The sequence below is a fragment of the Sinorhizobium chiapasense genome, from assembly GCF_036488675.1.
Taxonomy (GTDB): domain Bacteria; phylum Pseudomonadota; class Alphaproteobacteria; order Rhizobiales; family Rhizobiaceae; genus Sinorhizobium; species Sinorhizobium chiapasense.
Map to the genome: position 1 here is coordinate 2,041,802 of NZ_CP133148.1, position 13,832 is coordinate 2,055,633.

Genomic DNA, 13,832 nt, shown 5'->3' on the forward strand with positions numbered 1-13,832 from the left:
GATGGCTCAAGCCGTCGCGCGCTGGCCTTGCCTGAACACAAGGCTAGGCCAGCTACGCGGCGTCCCGCTCCGTTAATCCAATCTGGAGGCATCCATGGATTATCCGGTCCGACCGGGGACTGATACCGAGAGCATGCGCGCGCGCATCCTGGAGGTGGCGGAGGAACACTTCCGCCGCATCGGTCATCATAAGACGTCGGTAGCCGACATTGCCTCCGAGCTGGGCATGAGCCGCGCCAACGTCTACCGCTTCTTCCCCTCCAGGGATGCAATCAACGAGTCCATCTGCAGGCGGGCTTTGAACGAGGTAACTGCGATCGCCCTTGCGATCGCACGCACCAACAGGTCGCCCTTGCAGAAGCTCGAGGAGCTACTGGCCGCCGTTCACCACCACAACAAGTTCACGCTGCTTAAGGAAAAGCGCATGCACGACCTGATTGTAGCGACCATGCAGGAGAACCGGCCGGCCATTAAGGCGCATACCGAGCAGATGGTGACGATCCTGGAGGCAATCATCCGCGAGGGCATTGGAACGGGTGCATTCGAGGTCGAAGATTCCGCCGAAGCGGCGCGCGCAGTCAGGACCGCGTTCATGCCGTTCTTCCATCCTGTTCTGATCGAGCATTGCCTTCGACACGGCGAAGACACTGAAGCGGCCCTGCGCGACCAGATCCGGTTCATCCTGAAAGCTCTCGGTAGGTCGGACTATCCCCGCTGATCAGCGGATCTGGCGGCCTCACCATTTGACCGTCGGCTTCGGGGTCGAACTTTTGCGTTCGTATCCTCGTGAGGGCGGTTGAAGGCCGTTTCAGCTCAGTTCCGCTCGCCTTCCAAACCTCAAATGTGGCCTGAACACGCGCTGAATGCGCGTTCGAAGGAGACCCCGGCAAACTCCAACTTACCTATTGAGCCCGACGACGATCGTCGTCATAGCCGCAAACTTCTCCTTCAGGCGCGAACCGGACCTCAGCCGAGGCGCGTATTGTTGCATGTTTTTGTCCCTGAATCGGATACGATTTAGGAAAACATGCAGCGGCCCATCCGAGGGATCAGAATGTGAGCAAGCCGAATTATCGGGACATCGCCCGCCGTGCCGGCGTGGGAACCGCTACGGTCGAGCGGGTCCTGAACGGGCGTGGAGGCGTTCGCCCGGAACTGGTGGAGAAGGTGGTGGTTGCCGCGCGCACCTTGAACTACCCGCGCACGCTTCCCGACGCCCATCGGGGCCTGCTGCGCATAGAAGTGCTTATGGTTCGCCCCGAAACGACGTTCTATCGGCGGCTCTCCAAGGCGTTCGAGAGGATCGCCGCGACCCTCGATCCTCTGGTGATCGTCCACCGTAGCTTCACCGAAGAGATGAAGCCGGACGAGATCGCAAGGCGCATCCAATCCACCGATCTGCCGCGTGCCGGCCTGATCCTTGCGGTCCCCAACAGCCCGTTGATCAGCGCGGCGGTGGAGACGGTGGTCGAGCGAGGGGTGCCGGTCGTCCATGTCGTAACCCGGGCGTCCGAGAGCAAGGGGGAATTCGTCGGAATAGACAATTACGCCGCCGGGCGGACCGCAGCTCACTTCATGGCGCGAATGGCGCGGGCAGAAGGTCCGGTCATCGCGCTGTGTCATCCGATCTATCAGGTGCATCGCGATCGCATCCGCGGGTTCTCGGACTACTTTCATGAGCACCCCGGCCCCATTGCCTTTGAATGGCTCGGCTTCAGCCGCGACGAAGAGCACTACAGCGCGGAATCATTGTCCTTCGCGCTTGAAATGTATCCGCATCTCGTCGGGCTTTATAACGCCGGAGGCGCAAACTCCGCCCTGATCCAGGTCCTGCGCCGTCACCCTCGGGGGCGGGACCTTTTGTTCATCGGGCACGAATTGACCGACTACACCAGCGCCGCCTTGCGAGAGGGCATCATGGATGTGGTGTTGGACCAGGCCCCTGAGGCACAGGCCCAGCGAGCGCTCGATTTGATGCTGCGCCGTATCGGCCTGACTGCGATCGAGCCGGATCACGCTCCCATTCGCTTCATCACCATCACCGCCGAGGCGCTTTGATCTAATTTGATCAAAGAAGGTTTCGGCGTTCGGAAAGCCTCCTGATATTTGTCAAGTCAGGGAGGAGAGACGGAGCCAAACCGGATCACGGCGCGAAAACGCACTCTCCTTTGATCGTGAAAATTTGTGCGGGCGCGAGTTATTCCGCCCAGGGAGAGCGCAATGGACGACCTGCAATATGGAACGCGCAACAAGCGCGGCGACTGGGCGCCGAACCAGCCGGCCGAAACCGCGCCGCTGTTCGCCCTCCCGCCCCGGCTGATGGCAATTCTGAAGTGGCTGCCGCACTATTTCTTTCCCTGGAACGTGATCTTTGCGGCATCGGCGGTGGCCTACTGGGCATGGGTGATTCCGCCGAAGGAAACGATGCAGACTTTCGCCATCGGCTGGATCGCTTGGCTTTACGCTGTCAATGCAATTTGCGTGCTTTTCTTCTACGGCGCTTTCGAGCTCCATCTCTATGTCCTGAAGCGGCAGGAGAACCGCTTCAAGTACAACGGAAAGTTCCCGGCCGAGCAGAAGAGCAAGGCATTCTGGTTCGAGAGCCAGAACCTCGACAATATGCTGCGGACATTCCTGTCGGGCGTGACCGTCTGGACCGCGGTCGAGGTCGCGATGCTGTGGGCCTATGCCAACGGCTATGCACCCTGGCTGAGCTTCACGGAAAATCCGTGGACGCTTGCCGTTGTCGCGCTGGTGGTGCCGATCATTCACGAGTTCCATTTCTTCTGTATTCACCGGCTCATCCACACGCCCTTCCTCTACAAGTGGGTGCATTCGGTCCACCACAATTCGGTGAACCCCTCGCCCTGGTCGTCGCTGTCGATGCATCCGGTCGAGCACCTGCTCTATTTCGGAACGGCGTTCTATCACCTGATCCTGCCGTCCAGCCCGATCCTGATGCTCTATCAGCTCCACTATGCGGGCTTCGGAGCCATTCCCGGCCATGTCGGCTTCGACAAGGTCGAGATCGGCGAGGACAAGCTGGTCAATAGCCATGCCTATGCTCACTACCTGCACCACAAGTACTTCGAGGTGAACTACGGCGACGCCCTGATCCCGCTCGATAAGTGGTTCGGCACCTGGCACGACGGCACGCCGGAAGGCGAGGCCCGCATGCAGGAGCGCTATCGCAAGCGCAAGGAAAAACTCGCAGCCCGCAAGGCTCGCGTCGAAGTCAGGAGGGCCGCCCAATGAGCTGGATCTCAGCCTGCAAGCTTGACGACATCGAACAGGAAGGCGCCATCCGCTTCGACCATGGCGGGCGCACCTACGCGATCTACCGTGGGCCGGACGACAGTGTCTACTGCACCGCCGGCCTCTGCACACACGAGGCGATCCATCTTGCGGACGGATTGGTCATGGACTTCGAGGTGGAGTGTCCCAAGCATTCCGGCGCCTTCGACTACCGCACCGGCGAAGCGCTCAGGCTTCCCGCCTGCGAGAACCTGAAAACCTATCCGGCGGAGGTGATCGACGGAGAAGTACGCGTAGCCCTCGGCTAGAGCATCCCGCTTTCAAGCGGAGCCGCTGAAAGCGGGGAAAGTGGCCTAAAATCAAATTGTTATAGCGTCATCCTGTGCGTCCGCGTGAACGCACGGCGCTTTTAGGCTGCGCGACATTGGCTAGGTCCGGTGGACCTCCGGGAAGCAACTGGGTGGTCCGGCACCCGCAGGGAGGATGACATGAAATCGACTTTTGCGGCGGCCGTTCTGGCTGCCTTGATGGCGGGCACCGCATCGGCCGAAACGATCGGCGTTTCGATGCAGAGCTTCGACAACAACTTCCAGACATTGCTGCGCCAGGGGCTCGACGCAAGGGCGTCCGAGGTGGATGGGGTCGCTCTCCAGATCGAGGATGCGCAGACCGACATCTCCAAGCAGATCAATCAGGTGAATAACTTCATCGCTGCGGGGGTGGATGCGATCATCATGACGCTGACGGACACCTCCGCCGCCCCCGGCATCAGCGAGGCGGCTCGCAAGGCAGGAATTCCCCTCGTCTACGTCAATCTCGAGCCGGAAAACATCGATCAGTTGCCCGAAAAGCAGGCCTATGTCGGCTCGAAGGAAATCGACTCGGGAAGGCTCGGTGCCGAGGCGGCCTGTGAGCTGCTGAAGGCAAAGGGCAAGGCAAACGATGCGCAGGCCTACATATTGATGGGAGATCTGGCCCACCAGGCCTCGCGCGACCGTACGTCGTCGGTCAAGGAAACGCTCGCGGCAGGTGATTGCAAGGGCGTGACTATTGCCGACGAGCAGTCCGCTGCCTGGACGCGCACGAACGCGATGGATCTGACAACGAACTGGGTCACAGCCGGACAGCCGATCGACGTGATCTTCGCCAACAATGACGAGATGGCGATCGGCGCGACCCAGGCGCTCAAGGCCGCGGGCATGTCGATGGATGACGTGATCGTCGTCGGCATCGATGCGACGCAGGATGGCCTTGCCGCCATGGCCGCCGGTGATCTCGACGTGACGGTGTTCCAGAACGCCAAGGGACAGTCGGCAAGCGCCGTGGACGCAGCCGTGGCGCTCGCACGCGGCAAGAGCGTCGACAAGGAGGTCTGGGTGCCTTTCGAGCTCGTCACGCCCAAGAACATGGCCGAATACGCCAAACAGAACTGATCCTCCTACAGCGCCGCGCGCCTTATCAGACGCGCAAAGGTCGCTGTAGCACTTTGAATTGCTGCATGTCTTTGTCCTTGAATCGAGGTCGATTTAAGGAGACATGCAGTAGCCGGCGCTCCCTTCCGGTTGCGCCGGCCTTCTTGCGATTGGAGAGCACATGGACGGTATCGTCATCATCGGTGCCGGGGAATGCGGCACCCGAGCAGCATTCGCCCTGCGCGAAACCGGCTATTCCGGATCTGTCACGCTGGTCGGAGCCGAGCCTCACCTGCCCTATGAGCGCCCGCCGCTATCGAAGCCGATGAACGGTGCGGTTGAGATGAAGTTGATCTGCGCGACAGAAGCGCTGGAGGCCGCCGGCATCGACTATCTTCCCGGATTGTCGGCCTCGAAGCTCCATGCCGACGCCGGAACCGTGACCCTAAGCGACGGGCGGGTGCTGAGGTATGAGAAGCTGCTTCTCGCCACGGGCGCACGTCCGAGACGGCTCACCTGCCCTGGTGGAGAGCTCGCGCTCGACTTCCGTACCCATGCCGATGCCGAGGCGATTTTCTCCAATGTTGAGGCAGGCCAGAGCATTGCGATCATCGGAGGCGGTTTGATCGGGATGGAACTTGCATCGGTGCTTCGAGGAAAAGGTGTCGCGGTCACTGTGATCGAAGCCGCGCCGAAACCTCTGGGCCGCGCCGTCCCCCAGCATTTTGCCGAAAAGCTGCACGCCAGACACGTCGCCGAAGGTGTGAGCTTCCACCTGGACCGCGGCGTTGTGGCAATCGGCGACGGTGGGGTGACCCTGACCGATGGCAGCATGGTGCCCGCTGATCTCGTCGTCAGCGCCATCGGCGTCTTGCCCGAAACTGCTTTGGCGGAAGCGGCCGGACTGGCCACCGGTAACGGCATCCTGACGGATGTCTGCCTTCGCACCAGTGCGCCAAACGTTTTCGCGGCCGGCGATTGCGCGGCGGCGACGCAGCCCGGCGGCGGGCACATTCGCTATGAAAGCTGGCGGAACGCGAGGACGCAGGCCGAAACCGCGGCGCGGAACATGGCCGGTGCAGCCGAGACTTTTACCGCCATCCCGTGGTTCTGGTCCGATCAGTACGATCTTGGCCTCCAGGTAGCGGGGTTGCCGCAGCCAGCGCATCAGCGCGTCGTGCGCCCTCTCGGCGAAGGCGAGTTGGAATTTTACCTGGACGATGGACGCCTCGTGGCTGCGGCGGGTCTCGGCATCGGCAACAGTCTGGCGAAGGACATCAAATTGGCTGAGATGCTGATTGCCGCCGGCGTCAGCCCCGATCCGGCCGCTTTGACCGATCCCGGCGTGAACCTCAAGACGCTTCTGAAGAGCGCGCGGGCCGCCTGATGCAAGAGCTGCTTGTCTTCCAGTCGCTGTGGGCCATGGAGCGCCGGCACACGGACGGGCACGAACGCAGCCTCGACGACAACATCGCCATGATCCTGGAGGCGGGATTCGATGGTATCAGTGCGCACTACACCAACCGGCGGGATGTCGTTCGCCTGAACGAAACCATCCAGGGCACCGGATTGAAGGTCGAAGGCGTCTGCTTCCCCCGCAGCGTCGAGGGCTTGCGCCTGCCGCTGGAGCTTGCCGCGGAATTTCCTGTCAGCCACATCAATCTGCAACCCGATATCCGCCCGCGCCGGATCGAGGATTGCCTGCCGCTCCTCGACGGATGGATGCGGCTTGCCGAAGACGCAGGCATTCCCGTGTTCATCGAAACGCATCGCGACCGGATGACCACGGATCTTTTCTTCACGCTCGACTTGCTGGAGCGGCGGCCCGAACTGCCGCTGTTGGCCGACCTCTCGCATTTTCTGGTCGGGCGGGAATTCGCTTATCCCGTCGACGAGGAGAACCATGCACTGATCCGGCGCATTCTCCGGAATGCACAGGCGTTTCACGGCCGCGTCGCCTCGCGCGAGCAGGTGCAGGTCGAGATCTCTTTCGCGCATCACCGCCCGTGGGTCGACCTGTTTCTTGAATGGTGGGAGTACGGCTTTCGCAACTGGCGGTCCCGCGCCGCCGCTGACGCCGAACTCATCTTCACCTGCGAACTACAGCGCCGCGCGTCTTATTAGACGCGCAAAGGACGCTGTAGCACTTTGAATTGCTGCATGTTTTTGTCCTTAAATCGGGTACGATTTAAGGAAACATGCAGTAGGTCCCAAGCCCTACGCGATCACGGGGAGAGACGGCAACGACTCGACGGACAGGTGGGCGGAGGCCCTGCTGCTTCGGCAGATGGTGCGCGAGCTCTGGGATGGCACAGCCGAGGGCTGACCACGGGCGGCCGCGGCGCAACAGGCAGTGAGCGCCGCAGCAGCCGTATGCTCCTTGAGGTTCTGAAGCACCTCAAGCGCAAGCTCAAACCAACTCCAGGAAACGAAGCGACATCTCCTCCACCAGCTTGGCCGCGCCCCATACGATTAGTGCTACGCCGACAAGGTTGCCCAGCCGGGAGCCCATCGGAAGAACCTTTTCCAGCAGAACGAATGTCGTGAGACCCACCATCCAGTAAAGATTCATGACGCCGCCGAAAAACAGGAGACCCATCAGGAACCAGCAGCAGGCGACGCACGAGGCGCCCTGCTCAATTCCCATGCGGAACGCTCCAATCGTTCCCCCGCGCCAATGGGTGAGGATGAATTGCAGCGGAGAGCGACACTGGCGCAGGCAGGCTCGCTTGAGCGGGGTCAGTTGGTAAATACCCGCCAACAACAACAGCGTGCCGTCGAGCGTCGCGCTTGCACTATCCAGCATCGGCGACAGCAGCGCCGAATGCTCCAGGCCCCACTGCAAGCCGACTGCCACAATGCTGAAGCCCGCCCAGGCAATCAGGTAGGCCGAGGCAAAGAGCGAGGTTGGGACAAATGGATTGCCTTTTTCCTTTTGCCGGCGGCTCATCGCGCCGAACAGAAGCACCGCGGGTGCCGCCGAGGGAAGCATCATGGCGATCATCATCACCCACCACATGATGAACATCAGTGCGGCGTGGCTCATGTCCCAGACGGCGGGCATCATCATCGGTATGCCTGCTCTGCCCGGGGTGGCGCAGATCGTCTCGAGGCCCGACACGTTCATGCCCGCCCCGGCCAGAACATATGTCCACGCGATCACGATAACGATGGAAAGTGCAGCGAGGAAAACAATCCTGTCGCGCTTCAAGGCGCTCTCGACAGCAGCATCGATCGACATCTCTTTAAGCCCTTTGACTCGACACTATCCGAGCCATGCCGTGAGCCTTGATCTTTCCCGGACCAGGCCATCCTGGTTGAAGTGGTGAATGCAAAAATCGGCCCATGAGTCTTCGAACGCCATTTCCATGTCACCGGTGACCGAGGTTGTACCGAGCCCAAGCTCGGCGTAGGTAAACTCGAAGCTGCCGCTCGGTCGCGCCAGCGCGATGTGGAACGGCTCGCCCGTGAACTCGTTGATCTTCGGGCTGGCGCTGCTCGTCAGGACACCGGGGATCGCGACGGTCGCGGTTCGAGCGTCGAAGTCCGCCTTGAGATCGATCGGAAGGAACAAGGTCTCGCAAAAATCGGAACAGGTGCTGGCGAAGACGGCGAAGAGATTGCTCAAGGGCGCGCAGGCCGCGCCCGAGATGATCGTTTCAAGCGCGGTCCGTTGAGCTTTGTCCGCACGCTCGTCGATGATGATCTGGCGCCGGCCGTTTCCGTCCTTGATTTCACCCGGCCACTTGTACAGAGCCGCCCAGTTCAGGCCCGCGAGCGGCGTGTCGTTGAACTGGCCATCAACGATGTTGCCGATGTAGGCGGACTGGCAAAAGCCATGAGTGCTTGGCAAATTGAACTGGCATCCGCAATTCATGGCGCAATTGCAGTTATCGTAGGTTTCGCTCTTAAATACCCATTGGTCTCCCATTCCCGGATCCTCCCATCCTTGCGCCGAGGTTGGCGCGACGATTACGGAGATCGCACAAGAGAGGTCGCGCGCTCTAGTTCAGGAACTGAAGCGCCCCGGTTTAGAATCTGAACTAGCCAGGACAGACCACCTGCCGTAGCGTATGGTGAACCGACTGCTGTTTCGCTGGATCGTAGCCGATCTAACGATAAAACATGCATCAAAGCAAAGACCTAAACTGCGTCGCATGGCTCCAATCGAATGCGGCGCGCTTTGGGGGGAGGAGGTTCATCATGGCACAGGCAAGCTATGGACAATTCTGTCCGGTGGCCTTGGCTGCCGAGGTGCTGTGCACGCGCTGGACGATGCTGCTCCTGCGTGAACTGATGGCCGGCTCGACGCGCTTCAACGATCTGCGCCGAGGCGTGCCGCGCATGTCGCCGGCCCTCGTGGTCAAGCGGCTGCGCGATCTCGAGGAGGCCGGCATCGTCCGTCGCGTTGCTTCGCGGACCGAGCCGGGAATTCTTGAGTATCATCTGACGCCTGCCGGACGGGACTTGAAGCCGGTGGTCGAGACAATGGGCATATGGGGCCAACGCTGGTTCGAGGCCGATGTTTCCCTGCAACATCTCGATCCGTCGCTGTTGATGTGGGACATACACCGCAATCTCGATCCCACGACGTTGCCGCCGCGGCGCTGCGTGATTCAATTCCTCTACCCCGAACTGCCTTCCGCTCGCCGGCGGTGGTGGCTTCTCGTCGAGCCTGGCGCTGAGGTGGATCTCTGCGCGGTCGATCCCGGCTTCGATATCGACCTCTACGTCACCACCGACCTGCGTACCATGACTGCTATCTGGATGGGACTAACGACTGTCCGCCAGGCGATGGGCGATGGAAAGCTTGTGCTCACGGGCGATCGTCAGGTGGCGAGCCAGATGCAGACTTGGCTTGGCCTGAGCCCCTTCGCGGCCGAAAAGAAGCTGGTCTCCGCATAGCGGTTTACAGAGCTTATCGCTATGGCGAGTTAGGGAAATGGCGCAGTGCCGACATCGACGGCGCTTGCGCGAACTCCGGTTTGCCCCCCAACCGCCATTCGCCAATACCGCTCGGAAGATTCCCGTGCTGACGCAATCGCAAATGGACGCGCACGTCAGTGCAACGGGAGGCTATCGGCGTTGGGTCGGCTGATGCTATGACTGCGAGCTAAAGGCCCAACCGTTACGGGACGAGGCGTGCATGTCGACAGCAATTGCCATTCTCGGCGGCATCGGGCTGTTCCTGCTCGGGATGACCGTCATGACCGACGGCCTGAAGGCGTTGGCGGGATCCGCGCTGCGCACCGTTCTCGGCAAGGCGGCGGCGACGCCGCTATCGGGTGCCCTCTGGGGCGCCGTCGTCACGTTGCTGGTGCAGTCGTCGAGTGCCGTGACGATGACGACGATCGGCCTCGTCAGCGCCGGGCTTCTGACCTTTCCGCAGGGGCTCGGCCTCGTGTTCGGCGCCAATGTCGGCACGACAGGAACAGGCTGGCTCGTGGCGCTGATCGGCGTGCGCGTCTCGCTTTCCGCCTATGCGCTGCCAATGATCTTCGCTGGCGCGCTGGCGAGGTTGCTGGGCGGCGGGCGGATTGCCGCGTCGGGCGGCGCGCTCGCGGGCTTTGCCCTGGTGCTCTACGGGCTGACGACCCTCCAGCAGGGCATGGGAGGCCTTGCTGAAAGCCTGCATCCGTCTGACCTGCCCGCGGTGCTCGGCATGCCAGGGGTCGGGTGGGCCGCAGGGTCGGTTGGCCTCATGACCCTGATTATCGTCGGCCTGGCGATGACCGCAGTCATGCAGTCGTCGACGGCCGCCATCGCGGTCACAATTTCGGCTTACTATGCCGGGGCGGTGGGCCTGGAACAGGGCGCGGCGCTGATCATCGGGCAGAATATCGGGACAGCGACGAGCTCCGCATTGGCGGCTATCGGTGCCAGTGCGACGGCCAAGCGCCTCGCGCTTGCCTATGTGCTGTTCAAGGTGATAGCGGCGCTCATCGCGGTCGTCGCATTTCCGCTCACGGGGTCGCTGATGCGGGCTGCACTCGCGTCGGTCGACGGGATGACACTTCTTGCCGCCTACCACACAGCCTATAACGTCGTGGGGGTGGCGGTGCTCCTTCCGGCGACGCAATCCTTCACCCGTATCGTGGAGCGGCTCCTGCCCTCCAGGCAGACGGCGCTTCAGCGCGCGCTCGATCCTAGCGCGCTTGCCAGTCCGGTGATCGCGGTCGAGACCGCCCGCCGAGTCGTTGCGGACGTCCTCACGACAACGACCGCCTCGGTTTCTGCAGCACTTTCGGGCGAGGCGCGCCCCCCGGCGCAGGGCATTGCGGCGGCCGCCGCGGCGCTCGAGGAGGTGCGCGACTTCCTGTCCGAATTGAAGGAGCCGCCCGAGACGGAGGCCGAGCGGCACCGCATGACAAGCACGCTGCACGCGCTTGATCACGTCTCGCGCCTCGTGGAGGCGCTGGCCGACGACGGGCTCCCGGGGCAGCCGGGCCGAACCCCCCATGACTTCCGCGCCACCGAACTGTGCACAAGGGCCATGAGCGCGACACAGGTGGTTGGCGGTTCGATAACCTCGGAAAGCGCGCTCAGCGCGCAGGCCGCACCCATCGGCTGGAGCGTTTCGTCCGAGGTCGCCACGGCGCTGGCCGCAGTGGAGGACGCAGCGGGGAAACTTGACTCGCTTCAGCGGGATTATCGCGCCGCGACCCTCTCCTCCGTCGCGCCGGGAAAGTTGACCGCCGCGGAAGCCTTGACGAGGATCGACACCGCGAGACGGCTCGACGGGATTGTGAATCATGCCTGGCGTTCGGCGGCGCATCTCCTCGGCCGCGGCACGCCTGACAACGTGCAAGACAATCTGCTCCCCTCGTCCCAACCGGAAAGCGCCACGGCCGGAAGGCACGAGGACGCGGCCAGTTGAGTCAGCCGGCAACCGTTCGCTTCCCGCCTACAGCACCTCGTTCCGCCATTTGGTAGCATCGGCTTCGCCGCTTACCCGATGCAGCGGCTGGGCAGGCACGACTCAAGGGTCCGAGCGGACCTGCGAGAAGAGGGCCACAACTTGCCGTGGGCAAGAGGGGATGCAACACGGAGAACGACCGCTTGTCGGACGCGATGGTGCGCGGGTTGCAACTATGGAGCTTGAACATCGGGCCGTCATTCACGATAACGCGGCAGGCATGCTGCGTGCCTACGATCGCTGTTGCAGTCGGCCCTCGCCATCTTGCGCGGGAACCGCGCCGCATTGGCGATTGGCGGCATCCCGGCGGATCCGCGGGAATGGAAAGAAGGAAAATCATGGCTGTCGTCGCCTCATTCACCTACCGGGATGGAAAGCGCGCGGGGGAACTGCCGCTCTCCGCCACGCCGATTTCCTTCAGTGACAATGAATTCGCCTGGATCGGCCTCTCTGCCCCGACCGCCGAAGAAATGGCGACCGTCCAGAAGGCCTTCGGGCTTCATCAACTCGCGGTCGAGGACGCGCTCAGCTCGCAGCAGCTGGCGAAGGTGGACATCTACGGCGAGCAATTGTTCGTCATTGCCAAGACCGCGCACCTCGAAGGCGACAAGATCGCCTACGGCCAGACGTCGCTGTTCGTCGGGCGAAACCACATCATCTCCGTCAGGCAGGGATCGGCGCGCGCGCATACCGAGTTGCGCTCGCAACTGGAGGCCTCGCCCCAGCTCTTGCAGAAGGGGCCGGACTACGTGCTGCATGCGATCCTCGACTTCATCGTCGATGGCTATCTCCCGATCGTGCAGACGATCGAGGACAAAGTGCTCGCAATGGAAAAGCATATGCTCGTGGCGTTTCTCGAGCGCGAGGAAATCCGTCGCATCTTCCGTCTGCGTCGACAGGTGATCCTGTTTCAGCGCATTCTCGGCCCGATGTCGGAGGTGGTCGGCAAGCTGACGAACCTGGATCTGCCGTGCATCGACGATCATGCCAAGCCTTATTTCCGCGACGTGCTCGACCACGTCAGGCGCACCGAGGCCATGGTCAGCGGCCTGCGCGAGGTCATCACCTCGGTGTTCGAGGCGAGCAACCTCCTGGAGCAGCAGCGCCAGGGCACGATCACGCGCCAACTGGCCGCCTGGGCGGCGATCCTCGCCGTCCCGACGGCCATTGCAGGGATCTACGGAATGAACTTCCAGAATATGCCGGAACTGGAAACCCGCTACGGCTACTTCGCGGTCCTTGCAGTGATCGCCGCGCTGTGTTCCGTCCTTTACGTCCGCTTCAAGCGAGCGGGCTGGATCTGACGTCGGCTACCCGGGTTCACTACTGCATGTTCCTTAAATCGTAGCCGATTTAAGTATAAAAACATGCAGTAATTCAAAGTGCTACAGCGTCCTTTGCGCGTCTGACAAGACGCGCGGCGCTGTAATGCGCGCCGATCCCTATCGGTTCAGCTCGGGCGAGACAGGTTCCAGGAAGGTCGGCCTCAGGATTTCGCCGCAGTCCGTGGCAGGCTCGCTCGCAGCGAGACGAAGATGCAAGGCCGGGGCGCGACCGCTCACCTCCAGGATCAGCTTCTGGCGGATAGCGACGGCAAAGTCCTCCGCCTCGTGCACGGCAAGCACGAAGGAGCCGGGCCCGCCGATAACGCAATCTCCATAATATCGGTCGAGGGAACCGACGGTTCCCGACGGGCGGATCATGATCGCAAGCCCATTGATGACGATGCCGCGAGAGAGCGCAGCGACGCGCGCGGGCCCGACCGGCGGCCCCGTGTTGTTCGGCCCGTCGCCGGAAATATCGAGAATTCGGCGCACCCCGGAGAAAGCATTCGAGTCGATAAGCGATGTACCGAACAGGATCGCACTGGAGATGGAGGTCCCCCGCCGTGTCCCGACAGGCCGGGCCTGGAGCCTGGCGGCAAAGGCTTCGGCATCCTCGGCATCGTCGATCACCTGCCAGGCGATCACGGAGTCCTCGTTCACCAGCCCCGCCCATTCAAAATAGCCGATGGCAATGCGCCCGAGATAGCCGCCCTTCACGGCGTTGACGAAATCCGGGTGCCTCAGCGCGTCCAGATAGCCGGAGCGCTGCACCCGCGCTTCCTCCATGTCCATCGAGCCGGACATGTCGACGGCAAGCACGAGTTCGACATCGACCTCTTCTTCTGCTGCCGCCTGTGTCGGGATCCCGCTGAACGCCAGGATCAATGCCAGCACTTTGAGCATTGCGCTGCCCCCACGTCGGAG

At 62.2% G+C, this 13,832-nt stretch carries 12 protein-coding genes and 2 pseudogenes; 11 read left to right on the top strand and 3 right to left on the bottom strand.

Going from position 1 to position 13,832, the window contains the following annotated elements:
* The first annotated feature begins 94 nt into the window (after positions 1–94).
* The 8 genes and pseudogenes from RB548_RS09820 to RB548_RS09855 all read left to right on the top strand — a co-directional run.
* Positions 95–718 (top strand): TetR/AcrR family transcriptional regulator, encoded by a 624-nt coding sequence (locus RB548_RS09820; protein WP_331374737.1) that lies wholly within the window; start codon positions 95–97, stop codon positions 716–718.
* A gap of 338 nt (positions 719–1,056) precedes the next feature.
* On the top strand, positions 1,057–2,058 hold the full coding sequence (locus tag RB548_RS09825; RefSeq protein WP_331374738.1) for a LacI family DNA-binding transcriptional regulator: 1,002 nt from the start codon (positions 1,057–1,059) through the stop codon (positions 2,056–2,058).
* Positions 2,059–2,220: 162 nt separating this feature from the next.
* Positions 2,221–3,255, top strand: a complete 1,035-nt coding sequence (locus tag RB548_RS09830; protein ID WP_331374739.1) for a sterol desaturase family protein — start codon at positions 2,221–2,223, stop codon at positions 3,253–3,255.
* Positions 3,252–3,563 (top strand): MocE family 2Fe-2S type ferredoxin, encoded by a 312-nt coding sequence (locus RB548_RS09835; RefSeq protein ID WP_331374740.1) that lies wholly within the window; start codon positions 3,252–3,254, stop codon positions 3,561–3,563. Before RB548_RS09830 ends, RB548_RS09835 begins: the two co-directional genes overlap by 4 nt.
* Positions 3,564–3,743: 180 nt before the next feature.
* A complete protein-coding gene (locus RB548_RS09840) occupies positions 3,744–4,688 on the top strand; it encodes a substrate-binding domain-containing protein (RefSeq protein WP_331374741.1) in 945 nt (314 codons plus the stop codon).
* A gap of 160 nt (positions 4,689–4,848) precedes the next feature.
* Positions 4,849–6,054 carry an NAD(P)/FAD-dependent oxidoreductase gene (locus tag RB548_RS09845; RefSeq protein ID WP_331374742.1) on the top strand — a complete coding sequence of 402 codons (1,206 nt, stop codon included), beginning with the start codon at positions 4,849–4,851 and terminating at the stop codon, positions 6,052–6,054.
* Positions 6,054–6,770, top strand: a pseudogene (locus RB548_RS09850) (sugar phosphate isomerase/epimerase family protein); the annotation flags it as partial. The gene RB548_RS09845 and the pseudogene RB548_RS09850, both read left to right, overlap by 1 nt.
* Positions 6,771–6,873: 103 nt before the next feature.
* Positions 6,874–6,993 (top strand): annotated as a pseudogene (locus tag RB548_RS09855) (sugar phosphate isomerase/epimerase); the annotation flags it as partial.
* An 84-nt stretch (positions 6,994–7,077) separates the two neighbouring features.
* Here RB548_RS09855 and RB548_RS09860 read toward each other — a convergent pair.
* Both RB548_RS09860 and RB548_RS09865 read right to left on the bottom strand, forming a co-directional pair.
* Positions 7,078–7,908: a DUF2182 domain-containing protein gene (locus RB548_RS09860; RefSeq protein ID WP_331374743.1), complete on the bottom strand. Its 831-nt coding sequence runs from the start codon at positions 7,906–7,908 to the stop codon at positions 7,078–7,080.
* Between the two features lie 24 nt (positions 7,909–7,932).
* Entirely contained in the window at positions 7,933–8,520 is a 588-nt protein-coding gene (locus RB548_RS09865; RefSeq protein WP_331374744.1) for a DUF1326 domain-containing protein, read from the bottom strand.
* Positions 8,521–8,870: 350 nt separating this feature from the next.
* On the opposite strand from RB548_RS09865, the gene RB548_RS09870 reads away from it, so the two are divergent.
* From RB548_RS09870 to corA, 3 genes are all read left to right on the top strand, one after another.
* The gene (locus tag RB548_RS09870) at positions 8,871–9,572 is read left to right on the top strand and encodes a winged helix-turn-helix transcriptional regulator (RefSeq protein WP_331374745.1); all 702 of its coding nucleotides are present in this window, start codon (positions 8,871–8,873) and stop codon (positions 9,570–9,572) included.
* 241 nt (positions 9,573–9,813) lie between these two features.
* Entirely contained in the window at positions 9,814–11,544 is a 1,731-nt protein-coding gene (locus RB548_RS09875) for a Na/Pi cotransporter family protein (protein ID WP_331374746.1), read from the top strand.
* A 377-nt stretch (positions 11,545–11,921) separates the two neighbouring features.
* Positions 11,922–12,887 carry a magnesium/cobalt transporter CorA gene (gene corA, locus RB548_RS09880; RefSeq protein WP_331374747.1) on the top strand — a complete coding sequence of 322 codons (966 nt, stop codon included), beginning with the start codon at positions 11,922–11,924 and terminating at the stop codon, positions 12,885–12,887.
* 138 nt (positions 12,888–13,025) lie between these two features.
* Here corA and RB548_RS09885 read toward each other — a convergent pair whose 3' ends face one another.
* Positions 13,026–13,811 (bottom strand): DUF1194 domain-containing protein, encoded by a 786-nt coding sequence (locus tag RB548_RS09885; protein WP_331374748.1) that lies wholly within the window; start codon positions 13,809–13,811, stop codon positions 13,026–13,028.
* Positions 13,812–13,832: the final 21 nt, after the last annotated feature.